The sequence below is a fragment of the Streptomyces sp. NPDC014907 genome, from assembly GCF_055562975.1.
This window is the reverse complement of sequence record NZ_JBVHEG010000001.1, coordinates 1,076,796-1,098,132: the sequence shown is the minus strand read 5'-3', so window position 1 is coordinate 1,098,132 and position 21,337 is coordinate 1,076,796. Positions and strand designations below refer to the sequence as shown.

The following is a 21,337-nucleotide window of genomic DNA, read 5'->3' as shown; positions in this document are numbered from 1 at the left end:
AGGGACACACTCATGGGACTCGAAGAGAAACTCCCGAGCGGCTTTCTGCTGACGACGGTCGAACAAGCCGCGGGCTGGGTGCGCAAGGCGTCCGTCTTCCCCGCGACCTTCGGCCTCGCCTGCTGCGCCATCGAGATGATGACCACCGGAGCCGGCCGGTACGACCTGGCCCGCTTCGGCATGGAGGTCTTCCGCGGCTCGCCGCGCCAGGCCGACCTGATGATCGTGGCCGGCCGGGTCAGCCAGAAGATGGCCCCCGTCCTGCGGCAGGTCTACGACCAGATGCCCAACCCCAAGTGGGTCATCTCCATGGGCGTCTGCGCCTCCTCGGGCGGCATGTTCAACAACTACGCGATCGTGCAGGGCGTCGACCACATCGTCCCCGTCGACATCTACCTGCCCGGCTGCCCGCCGCGCCCGGAGATGCTGCTCGACGCGATCCTCAAGCTCCACCAGAAGATCCAAGGCTCCAAGCTCGGCGTGAACGCCGAGGAGGCGGCGCGCGAGGCGGAGGAGGCGGCGCTCAAGGCACTGCCGACCATCGAATTGAAGGGCCTGCTCCGGTGAGCGACGAGACACCCAACCCAGAGAAGGACCTCAGCGCGCAGAACCTGCCGGGCCAGCGCGGGGACCACGGCGAGGAGATCCGCGTCCAGCGCGGCATGTTCGGCGCGCAGAGCGGCGCCGACACCTCCGGCTACGGCGGCCTCGTCCGCTCCGTACGGCTCCCCGGCCCGGCCGTCCGCCCCTACGGCGGCTGGTTCGACGAGGTCGCCGACGAGCTCGAGGGCGCCCTGGAGGAGCAGGGGCTCCTCCCGGAGAACGCCATCGGGAAGACGGTCGTCGACCGCGGCGAACTCACCTTCCACATCGAGCGCGAGCATCTCGTCCGCGTGGCCCGCACCCTGCGCGACGACCCGGCGCTCCGCTTCGAGCTCTGCACCGGCGTCTCCGGCGTCCACTACCCCCACGACAAGGGCCGCGAGCTGCACGCCGTCTACCACCTGCGCTCGCTCACCCACGGCCGGCTGATCCGGCTGGAGGTCTCGGCCCCGGACGCCGACCCGCACGTCCCGTCCCTCGTCTCCGTCTACCCGACGAACGACTGGCACGAGCGCGAGGCGTACGACTTCTTCGGCATCGTCTTCGACGGCCACCCCGCCCTCACGCGGATCATGATGCCGGACGACTGGCAGGGCCACCCGCAGCGCAAGGACTACCCCCTCGGCGGCATCCCCGTCGAGTACAAGGGCGCCCAGATCCCGGCTCCGGACCAGCGGAGGTCGTACTCGTGAACACCCCCAACGCCTCCGCGCGGGAGACGACGGAAGGCACCGTCTACACGGTGACCGGCGGCGACTGGGACGAGGTCGCCCGTTCCGCCGCCCGCGCCGACGACGAGCGGATCGTCGTCAACATGGGCCCCCAGCACCCGTCCACCCACGGCGTGCTCCGCCTCATCCTGGAGATCGACGGCGAGACCGTCACCGAGGCCCGCTGCGGCATCGGCTACCTCCACACCGGCATCGAGAAGAACCTCGAATACCGGACCTGGACGCAGGGCACCACCTTCGTCACGCGCATGGACTACCTGACCTCGTTCTTCAACGAGACCGCGTACTGCCTCGGCGTGGAGAAGCTGCTCGGCGTCACCGACCGCATCCCGGACCGCGCGAGCGTCGTCCGCGTCCTGCTCATGGAGCTCAACCGGCTCTCCTCGCACCTGGTCTGCATCGCCACCGGCGGCATGGAACTCGGCGCCACCACGATCATGATCTACGGCTTCCGGGACCGCGAGATGATCCTGGACCTGTACGAGCTGATCACCGGCCTGCGCATGAACCACGCGTTCATCCGCCCCGGCGGCCTCGCCCAGGACCTCCCGCCCGGCGCCGTCGACGCCGTGCGCGAGTTCGTGAAGACCATGAAGAAGAACCTGCCGGAGTACGACAAGCTCGCCACCGGCAACCCCATCTTCAAGGCCCGCATGCAGGACGTCGGACACCTCGACCTCGCCGGCTGCATGGCCCTCGGCGCCACCGGGCCGATCCTGCGCTCCGCGGGCCTCCCGCACGACCTGCGGAAGACCGACCCGTACTGCGGCTACGAGACCTACGACTTCGAGGTCCCGACCGCCGAGACCTGCGACTCCTACGGACGCTTCCTGGTCCGCCTGGAGGAGATGCGGCAGTCCCTGCGGATCGTCGAACAGTGCCTCGACCGCCTGGAGCCGGGCCCGGTCATGATCGACGACAAGAAGATCGCCTGGCCCGCGCAGCTCGCGCTCGGACCCGACGGCCTCGGCAACTCCCTCGACCACATCAAGAAGATCATGGGCACCTCCATGGAGGCCCTGATCCACCACTTCAAGCTGGTCACCGAGGGCTTCCGGGTCCCGCCCGGCCAGGCGTACGCCGCCGTCGAGTCCCCCAAGGGCGAGCTGGGCGCGCACGTCGTCTCCGACGGCGGCACCCGCCCCTACCGGGTCCACTTCCGCGACCCGTCCTTCACCAACCTCCAGGCCATGGCCGCGATGTGCGAGGGCGGCCAGGTCGCCGACGTCATCGTGGCCGTCGCCTCCATCGACCCCGTGATGGGAGGCGTCGACCGATGACCGAGCAGATCAGCCTGGGCATGCCCCAGCTCCCCGCCCCCGGCTACCCGGCGGACGTCCGCGCCCGCCTGGAGGAGGACGCGCGGGCGATCGTCGCCCGCTACCCGGACTCCCGCTCCGCGCTCCTGCCGATGCTGCACCTCGTGCAGGCGGAGGAGGGCCACGTCACCCGCACCGGCATGGCGTTCTGCGCCGACGTCCTCGGCCTCACCACCGCCGAGGTCACGGCCGTCGCCACCTTCTACACCATGTACCGGCGCAAGCCCTCCGGCGACTACCAGGTCGGCGTCTGCACCAACACGCTCTGCGCGGTCATGGGCGGCGACGCGATCTTCGAGGAGCTGAAGGAACACCTCGGCGTCGGCAACGGGGAGACCACCGGGGACGGCAAGGTCACCCTCGAACACATCGAGTGCAACGCGGCCTGCGACTTCGCGCCCGTCGTGATGGTCAACTGGGAGTTCTTCGACAACCAGACCCCCGAGTCCGCCAAGAAGATGGTGGACGACCTGCGGGCCGGACGGACCGTCGAACCCACCCGCGGCGCCCCGCTCTGCACCTTCAGGGAGACCGCCCGCATCCTCGCCGGCTTCCCCGACGAGCGCCCCGGCGCCGTCGAGGCCACCGGCGGCGCGGGCCCCGCCTCCCTCGTCGGCCTGCGGCTGGCCAAGGGCGAGCGGCCGCACCACCGCGTCGTCCACCCGCGCGGCGAGACCTCCGGACCGGGCGAGGACCCCGGACGCGGCGAAACCTCCGGACAGGAGGGGAAGTGATGACCTTGGCAACCGAGATCAGCAACAACAGCAGCCCCGAGAAGCTCCTCGCCCCCGTCCTCTCGGCCTTCTGGGACGAACCCCGCTCCTGGACCCTGGAGACCTACGAGCGCCACGACGGCTACCAGGGGCTCCGGCGGGCCCTCGCGATGAGCCCCGACGACCTCATCGCCTACGTCAAGGACTCCGGCCTCCGCGGCCGCGGCGGTGCCGGCTTCCCCACCGGCATGAAGTGGCAGTTCATCCCGCAGGGCGACGGCAAGCCGCACTACCTCGTCGTCAACGCCGACGAGTCCGAGCCCGGCACCTGCAAGGACATCCCGCTCCTCTTCGCCAACCCGCACTCCCTCATCGAGGGCATCGTGATCGCCTGCTACGCGATCCGCTCGAACCACGCCTTCGTCTACCTGCGCGGCGAGGTCGTCCCCGTCCTGCGCCGCCTCCACGAGGCCGTCCGCGAGGCCTACGCCGCCGGCTACCTCGGCACGAACGTCCTCGGCAGCGGGCTCGACCTCGAACTCACCGTGCACGCCGGCGCCGGCGCGTACATCTGCGGCGAGGAGACCGCCCTGCTCGACTCGCTCGAAGGACGGCGCGGCCAGCCCCGGCTGCGGCCCCCCTTCCCCGCGGTCGCCGGCCTGTACGCCTGCCCCACCGTGGTGAACAACGTCGAGTCCATCGCGTCCGTTCCCGCGATCCTCCACAAGGGCAAGGAGTGGTTCACCTCCCTGGGCAGCGAGAAGTCCCCGGGCTTCACGCTGTACTCGCTCTCCGGGCACGTCGCCTCGCCCGGCCAGTACGAGGCCCCCCTCGGGATCACCCTGCGCCAGCTCCTCGACATGGGCGGCGGGATGCGCCCCGGCCACCGCCTCAAGTTCTGGACCCCCGGCGGCTCCTCCACCCCGATGTTCACCGACGAACACCTCGACGTGCCCCTCGACTACGAGGGCGTCGGCGCCGCCGGCTCCATGCTCGGCACCAAGGCGCTCCAGTGCTTCGACGAGACCACCTGCGTCGTCCGGGCCGTCACCCGCTGGACCGAGTTCTACGCCCACGAGTCCTGCGGCAAGTGCACCCCCTGCCGGGAGGGCACGTACTGGCTCGTCCAGCTCCTGCGCGACATCGAGGCCGGCAAGGGCGCGATGTCCGACCTGGACAAGCTCAACGACATCGCCGACAACATCAACGGCAAGTCGTTCTGCGCCCTCGGCGACGGCGCCGCCTCGCCGATCTTCTCCTCCCTGAAGTACTTCCGCGAGGAGTACGAACAGCACATCACGGGCAAGGGCTGCCCCTTCGACCCGGCCAGGTCGACCGCCTGGGCGGACAACCACAAGGAGGTGACCGCATGACCGTCACCGCGTCCGGACCGGCGGGCGGCAGCGGCCCGGCCGTACCGCCGGAGGACCTCGTCACGCTGACCATCGACGGCATCGAGGTCTCCGTCCCCAAGGGGACCCTGGTCATCCGCGCCGCCGAACAGCTCGGCATCGAGATCCCGCGCTTCTGCGACCACCCGCTCCTCGACCCCGCCGGCGCCTGCCGCCAGTGCATCGTCGAGGTCGAGGGCCAGCGCAAGCCCATGGCCTCCTGCACCATCACGTGCACCGACGGCATGGTGGTGAAGTCGCAGCTCACCAGCCCCGTCGCCGAGAAGGCCCAGCACGGCGTGATGGAGCTGCTGCTCCTCAACCACCCGCTCGACTGCCCCGTCTGCGACAAGGGCGGCGAGTGCCCCCTGCAGAACCAGGCCATGTCCCACGGGCAGGCCGAATCCCGCTTCGACGGCGTCAAACGCACCTACGAGAAGCCGGTCCCGATCTCCGCCCAGGTCCTCCTCGACCGCGAGCGCTGCGTGCTCTGCGCCCGCTGCACCCGCTTCTCCAACCAGGTCGCGGGCGACCCGATGATCGAGCTGATCGAACGCGGCGCGCTCCAGCAGGTCGGCACCGGCGAGGGCGACCCCTTCGAGTCGTACTTCTCCGGCAACACCATCCAGATCTGCCCGGTCGGCGCCCTCACCTCCGCCGCCTACCGCTTCCGCTCCCGCCCCTTCGACCTCGTCTCCACCCCGTCCGTGTGCGAACACTGCGCGGGCGGCTGCGCCACCCGCACCGACCACCGGCGCGGCAAGGTCATGCGGCGGCTCGCCGCCGAGGACCCGGAGGTCAACGAGGAGTGGATCTGCGACAAGGGCCGCTTCGGCTTCCGGTACGCCCAGCAGCGCGACCGGCTCACCACCCCGCTCGTCCGCGAACCCGCGACCGGTGAACTGCGGCCCGCCTCCTGGCCCGAGGCCCTGGAGGCCGCCGCCCGCGGACTCGCCCGCGGCCGGACCGGCGTCCTGACCGGCGGCAGGCTGACCGTCGAGGACTCCTACGCGTACGCCAAGTTCGCCCGGGTCGCCCTCGACACCAACGACGTCGACTTCCGGGCCCGGGTCCACTCCGGCGAGGAGGCCGACTTCCTGGCCTCCGCCGTCGCCGGACGCGGCCGGGACCTGGACGGGACGGGCGTCACCCACACCTCCCTCGAAGCCGCCCCGGCCGTCCTCCTCGTCGGCCTGGAGGCCGAGGAGGAGGCCCCCGGCGTCTTCCTGCGGCTCCGCAAGGCCTGGCGCAAGCGCGGCCAGAAGACCTACGCCGTCGCCCCCTTCGCCACCCGGGGCCTGGAGAAGGCGGGCGGCACCCTGCTGCCCGCCGCCCCCGGCACCGAGGCCGAGTGGCTCGACGCCCTCACCTCCCGGATCGGCCTGGAGGGCGACGGGCTCGCCGCCGCCGAGGCCCTCCGCCGGGACGGTGCCGTCATCGCCGTCGGCGAGCGCCTGGCGGGCGTGCCCGGCGCGCTCACCGCCGCCCTGCGCGCCGCGACCGCCACCGGCGCCCGGCTCGTGTGGATTCCGCGCCGCGCCGGCGAACGCGGCGCCGTCGAGGCGGGCGCGCTCCCGGCGCTCCTCCCCGGCGGCCGGCCCGCGACCCACCCCCGCGCGCGCGAGGAGGTCGCCGCCGTCTGGGGCGTCGGCGACCTCCCCGCCCGCCCCGGCCGCGACACCGGCCGGATGCTGGAGGCCGCCGCCACCGGCGAACTCGCCGCCCTGCTCGTCGCGGGCGTCGAGGTCGCCGACCTGCCGGACCCGGCCCGCGCGCGCGAGGCCCTGAACGCGGCCTTCGTGGTCTCCCTGGAGCTGCGGCCCGGCGAGGTCACCGACCGCGCCGACGTCGTCCTGCCGGTCGCCGCCGTCGCCGAGAAGGCCGGCACCTTCCTCAACTGGGAGGGCAGGGCCCGGATGTTCGAGGCCGCGCTCAAGCCGGAGCAGATGACCCGGCCGCTCGCCCCGAGCGACACCCGCGTCCTGCACATGCTGGCCGACGCCCTCGCCCGTGCCGGGGGCGCCGACGGACGCGGCCGGCTGGACCTGCCCGACGTCCAGGCCGCGCGACGGGAACTGGACCGGCTCGCCGGCCGGTCCCCCGAGCGGGCCGCCGAGCCCGCCGAGCCCGGCCGGCCGGCCCCCCGGCCCGGCGACGGCGAGGCCGTCCTCGCCGGACACCGGCTCCTCCTCGACCTCGGACGGCTCCAGGAGGGCGACACCGCCCTGGCCGGGACCCGTCACGCGGCGGTCGCCCGGCTCTCCGCCGCCACCGCCGCCGGCACCGGCGTCAAGGACGGCGACCTCCTGGAGGTCACCGGCCCCGCCGGCTCCGTCGCCCTCCCGCTGCGGGTCACCGAGATGCCCGACCGCGTGGTCTGGCTCCCGCTGAACTCGACCGGGCACGGCGTCCTCTCCGACACCGGCGCCCACCCGGGCGACCTGGTCCGCATCGGCCCGGCCGCCCCCCGCCCCGCCGACCTCACGGAGGTGCAGGCATGAGCGTGCCGCTCGCCGCCGAAGACCTGTCCATGTTCGGCACGGACCCCTGGTGGCTCGTCGCGGTCAAGGCCGTCTTCTGCTTCGCCTTCCTGATGGTGACCGTGCTCTTCTCCATCGTGTGGGAGCGCAAGGTCGTCGCCTGGATGCAGCTGCGCGTCGGCCCCAACCGTCACGGCCCCTGGGGCCTCCTCCAGTCCCTCGCGGACGGCATCAAGCTGATGCTGAAGGAGGACGTGATCGTCCGCCGCGCCGACAAGGTCGTCTACGTCCTCGCCCCGGTCGTCGCCGCGATCCCCGCCTTCATGGCCATCGCCGTGATCCCCTTCGGACCGGCGGGCAACGAGGTCTCGATCTTCGGCCACCGCACGGCGATGCAGCTCACCGACCTGCCGATCGCGATGCTGTACGTCCTCGCGGTCGCCTCGGTCGGCATCTACGGCATCGTCCTCGCCGGCTGGTCCTCCGGCTCCACGTACCCGCTCCTGGGCGGCCTGCGCTCCTGCGCGCAGATGATCTCGTACGAGATCGCCATGGGCGCGGCCTTCGCCTCCGTCTTCCTCTACTCCGGGTCGATGTCGACCTCGGCGATCGTCGAGGCGCAGGCGGACCGCTGGTTCGTGATCCTGCTGCCGGTCTCGTTCATCATCTACGTCGTCACGATGGTCGGCGAGACCAACCGCGCGCCCTTCGACATGCCGGAGTCCGAGGGCGACCTCGTCGGCGGCTTCAACACCGAGTACTCGTCCATCAAGTTCGCGATGTTCATGCTCGCCGAGTACGTGAACATGGTGACGGTCTCGGCCGTGACGACCACCCTCTTCCTGGGCGGCTGGCGGGCCCCGTACCCGCTCTCCGCCTTCTGGGAGGGCGCGAACCACGGCTGGTGGCCGATGCTCTGGTTCGTGATCAAGGTGCAGCTGCTGCTGTTCTTCTTCATCTGGCTGCGCGGCACCCTGCCCCGCGTCCGGTACGACCAGCTCATGAAGCTCGGCTGGAAGGTCCTGATCCCGGTCTCCGTGGTCTGGCTGATGCTGGTCGCCACCGTCCGGGCGCTGCGCAACGAGAACATCGCGTTCACCCACATCGTCCTGTACGTGGCGGGGGCCGTGCTCGCCCTGCTCCTCCTCTCCTTCGTGGTGGACCTGTTCCGCGACCGGAAGGCGAAGACGGCGGCGCCCGCGCCCGGGGACGAGCGCCCCTTCGACCCGATGGCCGGGGGCTTCCCCGTACCGCCCAAGCCCGGACAGTCCCTGCCGCCCGTGCCCCGGCGCCGGTCGCGGCACCAGCGGGACCTCGTCGCCAGTGGCGCCCCCGATACCGCTCCCGCGAGTGATGGAAAGGAGACGGACGGTGTCTGACTTCCAGAACCCGGTGGCCGGTTTCGGCGTGACCTTCAAGGCCATGTTCAAGAAGCGGCTGACCGAGCAGTACCCGGAGCAGCAGAAGACGACGGCGCCCCGCTTCCACGGCCGGCACCAGCTCAACCGTCACCCCGACGGCCTGGAGAAGTGCGTCGGCTGCGAACTGTGCGCCTGGGCCTGTCCCGCCGACGCCATCTACGTGGAGGGCGCGGACAACACGGACGAGGAGCGCTACTCGCCCGGCGAGCGCTACGGCCGCGTCTACCAGATCAACTACGCCCGCTGCATCCTGTGCGGCCTGTGCGTCGAGGCCTGCCCCACGCGCGCGCTGACGATGACCAACGAGTTCGAACTCGCCGACTCCTCCCGCGCGAACCTGATCTACACCAAGGAACAGCTCCTCGCGGGCCTGGAGGAGACCATGGTCGACACCCCGCACGCGATCTTCCCCGGCATGACCGAACAGGACTACTACCGGGGCCTCGTCACCGAGGCGGCGCCCGGGACCGTCCGCCAGACCGCCGTCTCCAAGGGCGAGAAGGACGACCACGAAGAGGTGGACGCATGAGCACCACCCTCGCGGCGTACGCGACCTCCACGGGCGAGGCCGTCCAGTTCTGGGTCCTCGGCACCGTCGCCGTCGCCGGCGCCCTCTGCACGATCCTGATGCGCAGGGCCGTCCACTCCGCGCTCTGCCTCGCCGGCACGATGATCGTCCTCGCGGTCTTCTACCTGGCCAACGGCGCGTACTTCCTCGGCATCGTCCAGATCGTCGTCTACACCGGCGCGATCATGATGCTCTTCCTCTTCGTCGTCATGCTCGTCGGCGTCACGGCGGCGGACTCGCTGAAGGAGACCCTGAAGGGGCAGCGCTGGTGGGCCGCCGCCTGCGGCCTCGGCTTCGGCGTCCTGCTCGCCGCCGGCATCGGCAACGCCTCGCTCACCGAGTTCGCCGGACTCGGCGCCGCCAACAGCGCGCGCGGCGGGAACGTCGAGGGCCTCGCCGCCCTGATCTTCACCAAGTACGTCTTCGCCTTCGAGATCACCGGCGCGCTCCTCATCACCGCCGCCGTCGGCGCGATGGTGCTCACCCACCGGGAGCGCACCGAACGCGCCCGCACCCAGCGCGAGCTGTCCGAGCAGCGCGTACGCGAGGGCACGCACGTGCCGCCGCTGCCCGCGCCCGGCGTCTACGCCCGGCACAACGCCGTGGACATCGCCGGCCTGCTGCCCGACGGCAGCCCGGCGGAACTCACCGTCATGGGGACCCTGCGCAAGCGGGGCCAGATCCGGGACGTGTCCGCCGAGGCCATGGCCGACCTCAAGGCCCTGGAACAGCGCTCCGAGGAACGGCTCGGCCGGAACCGGGACGAAGAGGAGGCCACCCGGTGAATCCCGTCAACTACCTGTACCTCGCCGCCCTGCTGTTCACCATCGGTGCGGCCGGGGTGCTGATCCGGCGCAACGCGATCGTCGTCTTCATGTGCGTCGAGCTGATGCTCAACGCCTGCAACCTCGCGTTCGTCACCTTCTCCCGCATGCACGGCAACCTCGACGGCCAGATCATCGCGTTCTTCACGATGGTCGTCGCCGCCGCGGAGGTCGTCGTCGGGCTCGCGATCATCGTGTCCGTCTTCCGTGCCCGCCACTCGGCCTCGGTCGACGACGCAAGCCTGATGAAGCTGTGAGGGGCTGACCGTGGAAAATCTCATCGCTCCGCTCATCGGGGCGCCCCTGCTCGGCGCGGTCGTCCTGCTCTGCGGCGGCCGGCGCCTCGACAAGGCGGGCCACTGGATCGGCACGCTCCTCGCAGCCGTGTCCTTCGCGACCGGCCTGGTGCTCTTCGCCGACATGCTCGGCAAGGGCGCCGGGGAGAGGGCCCTGCACCAGCGGCTCTTCACCTGGGTCCCCGTCGAGGGCTTCCGGGCGGACATGGCGTTCCAGCTCGACCAGCTCTCCATGACGTTCGTCCTGCTGATCAGCGGGGTCGGCACGCTCATCCACGTGTACTCCATCGGGTACATGGAGCACGACGAGCGGCGCCGCCGCTTCTTCGGCTACCTCAACCTGTTCGTCGCGGCGATGCTCCTGCTCGTCCTCGCCGACAACTACCTGCTCCTGTACTTCGGCTGGGAGGGCGTCGGCCTCGCCTCGTACCTCCTGATCGGGTTCTGGCAGCACAAGCCCAGCGCGGCCACCGCCGCCAAGAAGGCGTTCCTGGTCAACCGGGTCGGTGACATCGGCCTCTCGGTCGCCATCATGCTCATGTTCACCACCTTCGGGACCTTCGCCTTCGGGCCGGTCCTGGAGGCGAGCGGGCAGGCGTCCCGGGGCACGCTGACCGCGATCGGCCTGATGCTGCTCCTCGCGGCCTGCGGCAAGTCGGCCCAGGTGCCGCTGCAGTCCTGGCTCGGGGACGCGATGGAGGGCCCGACCCCGGTCTCCGCCCTCATCCACGCGGCCACGATGGTGACCGCCGGCGTCTACCTGATCGTCCGCTCCGCCGACATCTTCAACGCCGCGCCGGACGCGCAGCTCGTCGTCACGATCGTCGGAGCCGTCACGCTCCTCTTCGGAGCGATCGTCGGTTGCGCCAAGGACGACATCAAGAAGGCGCTCGCCGGTTCGACGATGTCGCAGATCGGCTACATGATCCTCGCGGCCGGCCTCGGCCCGATCGGCTACGTCTTCGCGATCATGCACCTGGTGACGCACGGCTTCTTCAAGGCCGGGCTGTTCCTCGGCGCCGGTTCGGTCATGCACGGCATGAACGACGAGGTCGACATGCGGAAGTACGGCGGCCTGCGGAAGTACATGCCGGTCACCTTCGTCACCTTCGGCCTCGGCTACCTCGCGATCATCGGCTTCCCCGGCCTGTCCGGCTTCTTCTCCAAGGACAAGATCATCGAGGCGGCCTTCGCGAAGGGCGGCACCGAGGGCTGGATCCTCGGCGCGGTCACCCTGCTCGGCGCGGCCATCACCGCGTACTACATGACCCGCGTGATGCTGATGACCTTCTTCGGCGAGAAGCGCTGGCAGCCGGCGCCCGACGCCGACCGGACGCCCGACGCCGAACCGGCCGCCGGGCACGCCGCGGACCGCATGCCGCACCCGCACGAGTCGCCGAGGTCGATGCTGATCCCGATGGTGCTGCTCGCCGTCGGATCGGTCGCCGGAGGCGCGGTCTTCGAGTTCGCCGGGTTCGTCGAATGGCTGGAGCCGGTCACCGGCTACGCCCACGGCCACCCGCCGATCAGCGCCGGGGCCGTCACCGCCGCCACCGTCGCCGTCATGGTGACCGGCGTCGGGCTCGCCTACCTCCAGTACGGGCGCCGGCCGGTCCCGGTCACCGCCCCGCGCGGCTCGCTCCTCACCCGGGCGGCCCGCCGCGACCTGCTCCAGGACGACTTCAACCACGCCGTCTTCGTCACGGGCGGCACCCGCCTCACCCGCTCGCTCGTCCACCTCGACCACTCCGTGGTGGACGGCGCGGTCAACGGCACCGCGGCGGCCTTCGGCGGCCTCTCCGGCCGGCTGCGCAAGCTCCAGAACGGCTACGCCCGCTCGTACGCGGTCTCCATGTTCGGAGGTACGGCGGTGCTGATCGCCGCGACCCTGCTGATGAGGGCGGTGTAACCATCATGTCCTTCCCGCTCCTTACGGCGACGGCGGTGCTGCCGGCGGCCGGTGCGATCCTCACCGCCGCCGTGCCCGCCGCCCGCCGCACCGCCGCCAAGTGGCTGGCGCTGCTCGTCTCGCTCGCCACGCTCGTCCTCACCGGACTCGTCTTCGCCCGCTTCGAACCGGGCGGCGAGCGGTACCAGCTCACCGAGTCGCACGCCTGGATCAAGGACTTCGGCGTCCGCTACGAACTGGGCGTGGACGGCATCGGGGTGGCGCTGATCGCGCTCACCGCCCTGCTGATCCCGTTCGTGATCCTGGCGGGCTGGCACGACGCCGACCCGCTGGAGACCTCCTCGAAGAGGTGGCGCCCGACCCAGGGCTTCTTCGCCCTGATCCTCATGGTCGAGGCGATGGTGATCCTCTCCTTCGAGGCCACCGACGTCTTCCTCTTCTACATCCTGTTCGAAGCCATGCTGATCCCGATGTACTTCCTCATCGGCGGCTTCGGCGACGGCGCCCACGCGGGCTCCGACGAGAACGCGGCGGCCCGGCGCTCCTCCGCGGCCGTCAAGTTCCTCCTCTACAACCTGGCCGGCGGCCTGATCATGCTGGCCGCCGTCATCGGCCTGTACGTGGTCGCGGGGAACTTCTCGCTCACCGAGATCGCCGGGGCGCGGGCCAACGGCTCCCTGGAGATCGCGACCGGCACCGAGCGGTGGCTCTTCCTCGGCTTCTTCTTCGCCTTCGCGGTGAAGGCGCCGCTGTGGCCGCTGCACACCTGGCTGCCGAACGCGATGGGGGAGGCGACCGCCCCGGTCGCCGTCCTCATCACCGCCGTCGTCGACAAGGTCGGCACCTTCGCGATGCTCCGCTTCTGCCTCGGGCTCTTCCCCGAGGCCTCGAAGTGGGCCACGCCCGCGATCGTCGTCCTCGCCCTGATCAGCATCGTCTACGGGGCGCTCGTCGCCGTCGGCCAGCGGGACATCAAGCGCCTGATCGCCTACGCGTCGCTCTCGCACTTCGGCTTCATCATCCTGGGCATCTTCGCGATGACGAGCCAGGGCCAGTCCGGCGCCACGCTGTACATGGTCAACCACGGCATCTCGACCGCCGCCCTGATGCTCGTCGCCGGCTTCCTGATCTCCCGGCGCGGCTCGCGGCTCATCGCGGACTACGGCGGGGTGCAGAAGGTCGCCCCGGTGCTCGCCGGCACCTTCCTGATCGGCGGCCTCGCGACCCTCTCCCTGCCCGGACTCGCGCCGTTCGTCAGCGAGTTCCTGGTCCTGGTGGGCACCTTCGCCCGCTACCCGGTGGCCGGCGTCGTCGCCACCACCGGCATCGTCCTCGCCGCGCTCTACACCCTCGTCCTGTACCAGCGGACGATGACCGGGCCGGTGAGGGAGGAGGTGCGGAGGATGCCGGACCTGCGGTCGCGCGAACTGGCCGTCGTCGTCCCGCTGATCGCCGTCCTGATCTTCCTCGGAGTCTTCCCGAAGCCGCTCACGGACGTCGTGAACCCGGCGGTCCGGCACACCATGTCCGACGTCCAGCAGAAGGACCCCGCACCCGAAGTGGAGGCGGCCAAGTGAGCACTTCCGCCGTCGCAACCCCCGTCCCCACCCTGTGGGCGACCGCCGCCGGGCCGCTGGAGAAGATCCCGGCGCCCCACATCGAGTACACCCAGCTCGCGCCGGTGCTCATCGTGGTCGGCGCCGCGCTCCTCGGCGTCCTCGTCGAGGCCTTCGTCCCCCGCAGGGGCCGCTACCACGTCCAGGTCTTCCTGACCGTCCTCGCGCTCGCCGCCGCCTTCGCCGCCGTCGTCGGCCTGGCGGCCGGCGGGTACGGCTCCACGAAGGCCCGCATCGCGGCCATGGGCGCCGTCGCGGTCGACGGACCGGCCCTCTTCCTCCAGGGGACCATCCTCCTCGCCTCGGTCGTGGCGGTCCTCACCTTCGCCGAGCGCAGGCTCGACCCGGCCGACCACGGCCACCGGGTCGACTCCTTCGCCGCCGAGGCCGCCGCCGTTCCCGGCAGCGACCAGGAGAAGGCGGCCGTCAAGGCGGGCTTCACCACCACCGAGGTCTTCCCGCTGGCGCTCTTCGCCGTCGCCGGCATGCTGGTCTTCCCGGCCGCCAACGACCTCCTGACGCTCTTCGTCGCCCTGGAGGTCTTCTCCCTCCCGCTGTACCTGCTCTGCGCCGTCGCCCGCCGCAAGCGGCTGATGTCGCAGGAGGCCGCCCTCAAGTACTTCCTGCTCGGCGCCTTCTCCTCGGCCTTCCTGCTCTTCGGGATCGCCCTGCTCTACGGCTACGCGGGCACCGTCTCGTACGCCGGCGTCGCGAACGTCGTCGACGGCGCGGTCACCTCGGTGAACCCGGCGCTCGCCGGCACCATGGGGAACGACGCGCTGCTCCTCATCGGCTTCGCCATGGTCCTCATGGGGCTCCTCTTCAAGGTCGGTGCCGTCCCGTTCCACATGTGGACCCCGGACGTCTACCAGGGCGCCCCGACCCCGGTCACCGGCTTCATGGCCGCCGCGACCAAGGTCGCCGCGTTCGGCGCGCTGCTCCGGCTGCTGTACGTGGTGCTCCCGGGCCTCACCTGGGACTGGCGGCCGGTCATGTGGGGCGTCGCGATCGTCACCATGCTGGGCGGCGCGATCATCGCCGTCACCCAGACCGACATCAAGCGGCTCCTGGCGTACTCGTCGGTCGCGCACGCCGGGTTCCTGCTCGCCGGCGTCATCGCCGCCACCCCGGACGGCATCTCGTCCGTCCTCTTCTACCTGGGGGCGTACTCCTTCGTGACGATCGGCGCCTTCGCCGTCGTCACCCTGGTCCGGGACGCGGGCGGCGAGGCCACCCACCTCTCCAAGTGGGCCGGCCTGGGCCGCCGTTCGCCGCTGGTCGCGGCGGTCTTCGCGGTCTTCCTGCTCGCCTTCGCCGGCATCCCGCTGACCTCCGGCTTCTCCGGCAAGTTCGCGGTCTTCAAGGCGGCGGCGGACGGCGGCGCGGGCGCCCTCGTCGTGGTCGGCGTGATCTCCTCGGCGATCGCCGCCTTCTTCTACATCAGGGTCATCGTGCTCATGTTCTTCAGCGAGCCGAAGGCGGACGGCCCCACGGTCGCCGTGCCCTCGGTCCTGACGTCGCTCACCATCGCGGCGGGCGTGGCCGTCACCCTCGTGCTCGGCTTCGCGCCGCAGTACTTCCTCGACCTGGCGAACCAGGCGAGCGCGTTCGTGAGGTAGCCGGTTCCGTACGGACGCGGAGGGGCCCGGCTCGACAGGAGCCGGGCCCCTCCGCGCACTTCACCGCCGGAAGCCGCCGTGTCATCGTGGAGCCGCCCCTCATGGTCTGTACCAGTAGCGGAGAGGGAGGCGGCCGATGCGCGGCACCACCGTCCCACCGGGAACCCCCTGCGCCGTCCCCAGGGCCGGCGACCCGCCCGTGCACCGCCTGGAGGTCCGGCTCCCCGACGGGGTGCCCTTCGCCGCCGGCAGCTTCGACGCCGTCGGCCCCCTCTCCCGGGCCGCCTTCCCGCACCGGCACACCTTCTACGAGATCGTCCACGTCACCGCGGGCACCGGCACCCACGTCGTCGACCTGGAACGCCGGGAGCTGCGCCCGCCCCAGCTCGGGGTGATCCTGCCCGGGCAGGTGCACCACTGGGAGGGCGTGCGCGGGCTCGACGGGTCGCTCGCGCTGTTCACCCCGGAGTTCCTGGTCGGCGGGGCCGACGAGGAACTGCTGCGGCGGCTCGGCGAGCGGCCCTGGGCGGGGCTCGACGCCGCCGCGCACGAGCGCACGAGCCGGCTGATGGAGGAGCTGGCCGAGGAGTACCGGCACGGGGCCGACGGGTTCGCCGGGGTGCTGCGGTCCCTGCTCCACGTCCTCCTCGTACGGGCCGCCCGGCTGCCCGGCGGGGAAGGGGAGGAACCCGCGCGGGGCCCGGCCGGCGGGGCGGACGGGCCGGCCGGGGAGTTCCTGCGGCTGGCCCGCACGGCCGGGACCACCGGCCTCTCCGTACGGGAGTGCGCCGAGCGGATCGGGGTGACGCCCGGACACCTCACCGAGGTGGTGCGGGCGGCCACCGGCCGCACCCCCGCCGCGCTGCTGCGCCAGGAACGGGTGCGGGAGGCGCAGCGGCTGCTCGTCGCCACCGGGCTGTCCGTGCGGCAGGTGGCCGCGCGGGTCGGGTTCGACGACGCCGCCTACTTCTGCCGCTTCTTCCGCAGGGAGGTCGGGCGCAGCCCCGGGCGCTTCCGAAAAGACCACGACCGCCGTGCTCCGTCCATCGAACCCGGTGCCGCGGGCCCCTAGGTTCGTTGCCGATCCCAGACCCCACCCGAGGAGCCAGGCACATGGACCACGAGAACAGCACCGGGCACGTCAGCCGGAAGACCGTCCTGCGCGCCGCGCTCGCGGCCGGCATGGCGGCGCCCGCGGTGCTCATGGGCGTGCCCGCGCTCGCCCGCACCCTGGGCGCGGGCGACGAGCCGCCCGCGCTCACCCCCACGTGCGACGACGGCGACGACCCCACGCCCGAGCAGATCGAGGGGCCGTACTTCAAGCCCGACTCCCCGCTGCGGACCAGCCTCCTGGAGGCCAACACCCCCGGTGTCCGGCTCACCGTCAGCGGGTACGTCTTCGGGCTCGCCTGCCGGCCGATATCCGGCGTCCTGCTGGACTTCTGGCAGGCCGACACCAACGGCGCCTACGACAACACCGGGTTCCGCTTCCGCGGCCACCAGTTCACCGGCGCCGACGGCTCCTTCAAGCTCACCACGATCGTGCCCGGCCTCTACCCGGGCCGCACCCGGCACATCCACGTCAAGGCGCAGGCCCCCGGCCGCCCGGTGCTCACCACCCAGCTGTACTTCCCGAACGAGCCCCGCAACAACACCGACAGCATCTTCGACCCGCGGCTGCTCATGACCGTGCGGGACGCGGGCGGCGCGCGCGAGGCCGCGTTCGACTTCGTCCTCAACGTGGCGCAGGACCCGGGCCCCACGCCGACGTCCACCGCGACCACCCAGCCGCCGGGGGGCACCTGGACGGTCGGCACCGCCTACCGGGCCGGGGACGCCGTCACCTACGCCGGGTCGGGCTACGCGTGCCTCCAGGCCCACACGGCCCAGCCCGGCTGGCAGCCGCCGAACGTCCCCGCCCTCTGGCGGGCCGCCTGACGGTCAGGCGGTGACGGCGGGGGCGATCCGGCCCCGGACCTCGCCCAGGGCGACCCGGGTGCCGTCCGGGCCGGGCGCCCACGCCGTGAGGACGACCTCGTCGCCGTCCTCCAGGAACGTCCGCTTCCCGCCCGGAAGTTCGAGCGGGTCCCGCCCGTTCCAGGTCAGCTCCAGGAGCGAACCGCGCTGGTTCACCCCGGGCCCGGAGACCGTCCCGGAGCCGTACAGGTCGCCCGTGCGCAGGGAGGCGCCGTTCACCGTCATGTGGGCGAGCTGCTGGGCAGCCGTCCAGTACATCGTCGAGAACGGCGGCTCGGCCACCACCTCGCCGTTGATCTCGACGGAGATCCGCAGGTCGAAGCCGCCCGGCTCCTCCTCGTCCGCGTCGTCCAGGTACGGCAGGAGGGGGAGGTCCCGCGCGGGCGGGGCGGTCCGGGCCGCGTCCAGGGCCTCCAGGGGCGTCACCCACGCCGAGACCGACGTCTGGAACGACTTGCCGAGGAACGGGCCGAGCGGCACGTACTCCCACGCCTGCACGTCCCGCGCCGACCAGTCGTTGAGCAGCGTCACCCCGAAGACGTGCTCCCGGAAGGCGGAGAGCGCGACCGGCCTGCCCGGCTCGGACGGGGTGCCGACGAGGAAGCCGACCTCCGCCTCGATGTCCAGCTTGACCGAGGGCCCGAAGACCGGCGCCGGGTCCGCGGGCGCCTTGCGCTGCCCGGAGGGGCGCACGACGTCGGTCCCCGACACCACGACCGTGCCCGCGCGCCCGTGGTAACCGATCGGCAGGTGCTTCCAGTTGGGCGTCAGCGGCTCGCCGTCCGGACGGAAGATCCGGCCCACGTTCGTCGCGTGGTGCTCGCTCGCGTAGAAGTCGACGTAGTCCGCGACCTCGTAGGGCAGGTGCAGCGTCACCGTGTCCAGCGGGTGCAGCAGCGGTTCGACGTCCGGCCGGTGCGCGGGCACCGTCACCCAGGCCGTGAGCGCCCGGCGCACGTCGCGCCAGACGTTCCGCCCGGCGGCGAGCAGCGGGTTGAGGCTCGGCCGCGCGAGCAGCGACGCGTACGGGGAGCCGAGCGCGTGCGCCGCGGCCCCCGCGTCCAGCACGTACCCGCCGATCCGGACGCCGAGCCGGCGCCGGCCGGGCTCGTCGGCGGTGGAGAAGACGCCGTACGGGAGGTTGTGCGGGCCGAAGGGATCGCCCTCGGCCAGGTCGAGCGGGCTGTGCTCGGACATCGGTGCTTGCCTCGCTTTCCACGGGTGTGGGGGACACGTTACGGGGCGGGCCGCCGGGCGCGGATGACATGGATCACAGCGAAAGCGCGGCCCCCGTGAGCAACTGTCCGCCTTTGCTCGGTTTATGGCCGGGACGGGCCCCGCACCCGTTCCGAGCTGCGCGAACAGGGAGTTCGGAGGGCGGTGCGAAGATCTACGATCGCCACGGCGACGTGCCGCGTGAAGCGACTGCGGGCACCCGCGCCCGCTCGTCCCCGGCCTCCCGACCAGGAAAAGGTCCCCCCATGAAGTTCCGCCGCATCCTCGCGACCGCCGTGGCCGCCGCCGCCACCGCGCCGGTCGTGTTCCTGTCCGCCGCGCCCGCCTTCGCCGACACCCCGCCGGCCCCCGCGCAGACGCGGGCGGCGTCCACGCACGAGGAGCTGAAGGCCGCCGTCGCCGAGGCGCGGAAAAAGGTCGACGCCCTGGTGGCGCGGCGCGCGGCCCTCCTGAAGGACATCAGGGAGGACAACGTCGACCCGGCGCTGAAGACCGAACTGGCCGAGGCGAGGAAGGCCGCCGCCCTCGCCAAGGCGGCCCGGGAGGAGGCCGACCGGAAGCTGGCCGAGGCCGAGAAGGCCCTGGAGACGCTTCCCGGGACCGCCACCGACGAGGAGAAGGCGCTCGCCGGGAAGAACGTCGCCGACGCGCGGAAGGCGGTCGGAACCGCCGTCGAGGCCGAGGCCGCCGCCGGTCTCCGGCTCGACAGGGCCGACACCGCCTCGGACGACGCGAGGGTCGCCCTCGCGCGGAGGTACGGCGTCCTCACGGAGGACCTGAGGAAGGCGGAGGAGGAGGCCGCCGACGCGCAGCGGGCCCTCGCCGCGTTCGAAGCCGCCGAGGGCGGGGGCGGCGGGACGGTCACGACACCGCCGGCCACGACACCGCCGGCCACGACGCCGCCGGCCACGACGTCGCCTTCGCCGGCCCCGCCGGCCACGGTGTCCGCCTCCGCGTCCGCGTCCGCCACCGGCGTCCCCCGCACCGCTCCGCAGGGCGGTCCGTCCTCCGCCCCCGCGACCGGCGCCCTCGCCGCCACCGGCTCGGACGACGTCCTGCCGGGGCTCGGTCTCCTCGCCGCCGGGACCGTCGCCCTCGGTGCGGGCGCCCTGGTCGTCGTCCGCCGCCGCGGGGCGGGTACCCGGGCGTAGGCGCGCACGGCGGCGGACCGGGCCCCGCGCACGCGCCCGGTCCGCCGTGCGGGAAGCCGGGGGCCGGCCCGCCGGCCGCCCGCCGCGCGCCACCGGGGGAGGGCGCTCACGGGCCGGACCGACCCGGACACCCGTTCGGGACGGAGCGCTCACCGGTGGACATATCCTCTGACATCGAACATACCGGGGCGACGGGAAGGCGCCCACGGTGATCGAAAGGTGACCGGATACGCTGGCTTGAGCGAATCCGGCGACACATCGACAATCCGTGTGATCGTTCCGGGCGCCCGTCACCCACCGTGTGAGCGCCGGCAGGCGTCAGCAGACAGGAGACTCCCTCGTGACCGTCGTCGGGCCGTTCGGTCTTAGCGTGCGGGACCAGGCTCTCGAGGCCGATGTCCAGACCGGTCTGGCGGCCGTGGAAGCAGGCCTCCTGGACGCCACCAAGAGCGATGTCCCCTTCATCACGGAGGCCGCGCAGCACCTCGTCCTGGCCGGGGGGAAGCGCTTCCGCCCGCTCCTGGTGATGCTCGCCGCCCAGTTCGGCGACCCGTACGCGCCGGGCGTCGTGCCCTCCGCCGTGGTCGTGGAGCTGACCCACCTCGCCACGCTCTACCACGACGACGTGATGGACGAGGCCGACGTCCGGCGCGGGGTCCCCAGCGCCAACAGCCGCTGGGGCAACTCGATCGCCGTCCTCACCGGGGACTTCCTCTTCGCCCGCGCCTCCCACACGCTCGCGGACCTCGGCCCGGAGGCCGTCCGCATCCAGTCCCAGGCGTTCGAACGCCTGGTGACCGGCCAGATCCTGGAGACCGCGGGACCGGCCGGCGACCGCGACCCCGTCGACCACTACCTCGACGTCCTCGGCGGCAAGACCGGCTCCCTCGTCGCCGTCGCCTGCCGCTTCGGCGCGATGATGGCCGGCGCCGACGACAGCGTGGTCGAGACCCTCACCCAGTACGGGGAGCGGCTGGGCGTCGCCTTCCAGCTCGCCGACGACGTGCTCGACATCGCCTCCGACTCCCACGAGTCCGGCAAGACCCCCGGCACCGACCTCCGCGAGGGCATCCCCACCCTGCCCGTCCTGCACCTGCGCGCGGCCGCCGCCGCCCACGGGCGCCCCGAGGACGTCGAGCTGGTCGCGCTCGTGGACGGCGACCTCACCGACGACGCCCGGCACGCCGAGGTCCTGCGCCGGCTGCGCGCCCACCCGGCCCTGGAGCAGGCCCGCCGGGACACCGTGCGGTACGCGGAGGAGGCGCGCGCGATGCTGGCGCCGCTGCCCGACGGGTACGCGAAGTCGGCGCTCGCGGAGCTGTGCGACGCGGTGGTCCACCGGGCGGGTTAGGGCCCGCCCGGCCCGTCGCCCCCGGGTCCCACCCCGGCCCGTCGCCCCCGGCCCCGCCCGGCCCGGCGTTCCCCGGTCCGTCCGGCTCAACGCCCCCGGTCCGTCCGGCCCGGTGTTCCCCGGTCCGTCCGG

At 72.3% G+C, this 21,337-nt stretch carries 18 protein-coding genes; 17 read left to right on the top strand and 1 reads right to left on the bottom strand.

Going from position 1 to position 21,337, the window contains the following annotated elements:
• The first annotated feature begins 12 nt into the window (after positions 1–12).
• The 15 genes from ACZ3IL_RS05005 to ACZ3IL_RS04935 all read left to right on the top strand — a co-directional run bounded on the left by ACZ3IL_RS05005 (position 13) and on the right by ACZ3IL_RS04935 (position 17,428).
• Positions 13–567 carry a NuoB/complex I 20 kDa subunit family protein gene (locus ACZ3IL_RS05005; RefSeq protein ID WP_319310819.1) on the top strand — a complete coding sequence of 185 codons (555 nt, stop codon included), beginning with the start codon at positions 13–15 and terminating at the stop codon, positions 565–567.
• Positions 564–1,295: an NADH-quinone oxidoreductase subunit C gene (locus ACZ3IL_RS05000; protein ID WP_467386592.1), complete on the top strand. Its 732-nt coding sequence runs from the start codon at positions 564–566 to the stop codon at positions 1,293–1,295. The genes ACZ3IL_RS05005 and ACZ3IL_RS05000 overlap by 4 nt, the downstream gene beginning before the upstream one ends.
• A complete protein-coding gene (locus ACZ3IL_RS04995; RefSeq protein WP_467386590.1) occupies positions 1,292–2,614 on the top strand; it encodes an NADH-quinone oxidoreductase subunit D in 1,323 nt (440 codons plus the stop codon). The genes ACZ3IL_RS05000 and ACZ3IL_RS04995 overlap by 4 nt, the downstream gene beginning before the upstream one ends.
• A complete protein-coding gene (nuoE, locus tag ACZ3IL_RS04990) occupies positions 2,611–3,387 on the top strand; it encodes an NADH-quinone oxidoreductase subunit NuoE (protein WP_467386588.1) in 777 nt (258 codons plus the stop codon). Before ACZ3IL_RS04995 ends, nuoE begins: the two co-directional genes overlap by 4 nt.
• Positions 3,387–4,739 carry an NADH-quinone oxidoreductase subunit NuoF gene (gene nuoF / locus ACZ3IL_RS04985; RefSeq protein WP_467386586.1) on the top strand — a complete coding sequence of 451 codons (1,353 nt, stop codon included), beginning with the start codon at positions 3,387–3,389 and terminating at the stop codon, positions 4,737–4,739. The genes nuoE and nuoF overlap by 1 nt, the downstream gene beginning before the upstream one ends.
• On the top strand, positions 4,736–7,258 hold the full coding sequence (locus ACZ3IL_RS04980) for an NADH-quinone oxidoreductase subunit G (RefSeq protein ID WP_467386584.1): 2,523 nt from the start codon (positions 4,736–4,738) through the stop codon (positions 7,256–7,258). The genes nuoF and ACZ3IL_RS04980 overlap by 4 nt, the downstream gene beginning before the upstream one ends.
• Positions 7,255–8,616, top strand: a complete 1,362-nt coding sequence (gene nuoH, locus ACZ3IL_RS04975) for an NADH-quinone oxidoreductase subunit NuoH (protein ID WP_467386582.1) — start codon at positions 7,255–7,257, stop codon at positions 8,614–8,616. Before ACZ3IL_RS04980 ends, nuoH begins: the two co-directional genes overlap by 4 nt.
• Positions 8,591–9,187 carry an NADH-quinone oxidoreductase subunit NuoI gene (nuoI, locus tag ACZ3IL_RS04970; RefSeq protein WP_467386826.1) on the top strand — a complete coding sequence of 199 codons (597 nt, stop codon included), beginning with the start codon at positions 8,591–8,593 and terminating at the stop codon, positions 9,185–9,187. Before nuoH ends, nuoI begins: the two co-directional genes overlap by 26 nt.
• A complete protein-coding gene (locus ACZ3IL_RS04965) occupies positions 9,184–10,011 on the top strand; it encodes an NADH-quinone oxidoreductase subunit J (RefSeq protein ID WP_467386580.1) in 828 nt (275 codons plus the stop codon). Before nuoI ends, ACZ3IL_RS04965 begins: the two co-directional genes overlap by 4 nt.
• On the top strand, positions 10,008–10,307 hold the full coding sequence (gene nuoK / locus ACZ3IL_RS04960) for an NADH-quinone oxidoreductase subunit NuoK (RefSeq protein ID WP_017239464.1): 300 nt from the start codon (positions 10,008–10,010) through the stop codon (positions 10,305–10,307). Before ACZ3IL_RS04965 ends, nuoK begins: the two co-directional genes overlap by 4 nt.
• A 10-nt stretch (positions 10,308–10,317) precedes the next feature.
• Positions 10,318–12,255: an NADH-quinone oxidoreductase subunit L gene (gene nuoL, locus ACZ3IL_RS04955; RefSeq protein ID WP_467386578.1), complete on the top strand. Its 1,938-nt coding sequence runs from the start codon at positions 10,318–10,320 to the stop codon at positions 12,253–12,255.
• 5 nt (positions 12,256–12,260) lie between these two features.
• Positions 12,261–13,832 carry an NADH-quinone oxidoreductase subunit M gene (locus tag ACZ3IL_RS04950; protein WP_467386576.1) on the top strand — a complete coding sequence of 524 codons (1,572 nt, stop codon included), beginning with the start codon at positions 12,261–12,263 and terminating at the stop codon, positions 13,830–13,832.
• Positions 13,829–15,490, top strand: coding sequence for an NADH-quinone oxidoreductase subunit NuoN (gene nuoN, locus ACZ3IL_RS04945; RefSeq protein ID WP_467386574.1), 1,662 nt, complete (start codon positions 13,829–13,831; stop codon positions 15,488–15,490). The genes ACZ3IL_RS04950 and nuoN overlap by 4 nt, the downstream gene beginning before the upstream one ends.
• Positions 15,491–15,626: 136 nt before the next feature.
• Entirely contained in the window at positions 15,627–16,562 is a 936-nt protein-coding gene (locus tag ACZ3IL_RS04940) for a helix-turn-helix transcriptional regulator (protein WP_467386572.1), read from the top strand.
• 41 nt (positions 16,563–16,603) lie between these two features.
• Positions 16,604–17,428, top strand: coding sequence for a dioxygenase family protein (locus tag ACZ3IL_RS04935; protein WP_467386570.1), 825 nt, complete (start codon positions 16,604–16,606; stop codon positions 17,426–17,428).
• 3 nt (positions 17,429–17,431) lie between these two features.
• Here the strand turns inward: ACZ3IL_RS04935 and fahA are convergent, their stop codons facing one another.
• A complete protein-coding gene (gene fahA / locus ACZ3IL_RS04930) occupies positions 17,432–18,664 on the bottom strand; it encodes a fumarylacetoacetase (protein ID WP_467386569.1) in 1,233 nt (410 codons plus the stop codon).
• Positions 18,665–18,948: 284 nt separating this feature from the next.
• On the opposite strand from fahA, the gene ACZ3IL_RS04925 reads away from it, so the two are divergent.
• On the top strand, positions 18,949–19,854 hold the full coding sequence (locus ACZ3IL_RS04925) for a hypothetical protein (RefSeq protein WP_467386567.1): 906 nt from the start codon (positions 18,949–18,951) through the stop codon (positions 19,852–19,854).
• Positions 19,855–20,194: 340 nt separating this feature from the next.
• Positions 20,195–21,205, top strand: a complete 1,011-nt coding sequence (locus tag ACZ3IL_RS04920) for a polyprenyl synthetase family protein (RefSeq protein ID WP_467386565.1) — start codon at positions 20,195–20,197, stop codon at positions 21,203–21,205.
• Positions 21,206–21,337: the final 132 nt, after the last annotated feature.

Bases quoted from the DNA above. Each gene is read 5' to 3' on its own strand.
- ACZ3IL_RS05005 (WP_319310819.1), top strand. From the start codon at position 13: ATGGGACTCGAAGAGAAACTCCCGAGCGGCTTTCTGCTGACGACGGTC.
- nuoE (WP_467386588.1), top strand. From the start codon at position 2,611: ATGACCGAGCAGATCAGCCTGGGCATGCCCCAGCTCCCCGCCCCCGGC.
- nuoF (WP_467386586.1), top strand. From the start codon at position 3,387: ATGACCTTGGCAACCGAGATCAGCAACAACAGCAGCCCCGAGAAGCTC.
- ACZ3IL_RS04980 (WP_467386584.1), top strand. From the start codon at position 4,736: ATGACCGTCACCGCGTCCGGACCGGCGGGCGGCAGCGGCCCGGCCGTA.
- nuoH (WP_467386582.1), top strand. From the start codon at position 7,255: ATGAGCGTGCCGCTCGCCGCCGAAGACCTGTCCATGTTCGGCACGGAC.
- nuoI (WP_467386826.1), top strand. From the start codon at position 8,591: ATGGAAAGGAGACGGACGGTGTCTGACTTCCAGAACCCGGTGGCCGGT.
- ACZ3IL_RS04965 (WP_467386580.1), top strand. From the start codon at position 9,184: ATGAGCACCACCCTCGCGGCGTACGCGACCTCCACGGGCGAGGCCGTC.
- ACZ3IL_RS04950 (WP_467386576.1), top strand. From the start codon at position 12,261: ATGTCCTTCCCGCTCCTTACGGCGACGGCGGTGCTGCCGGCGGCCGGT.
- ACZ3IL_RS04940 (WP_467386572.1), top strand. From the start codon at position 15,627: ATGCGCGGCACCACCGTCCCACCGGGAACCCCCTGCGCCGTCCCCAGG.
- ACZ3IL_RS04935 (WP_467386570.1), top strand. From the start codon at position 16,604: ATGGACCACGAGAACAGCACCGGGCACGTCAGCCGGAAGACCGTCCTG.
- fahA (WP_467386569.1), bottom strand. From the start codon at position 18,664: ATGTCCGAGCACAGCCCGCTCGACCTGGCCGAGGGCGATCCCTTCGGC.
- ACZ3IL_RS04925 (WP_467386567.1), top strand. From the start codon at position 18,949: ATGAAGTTCCGCCGCATCCTCGCGACCGCCGTGGCCGCCGCCGCCACC.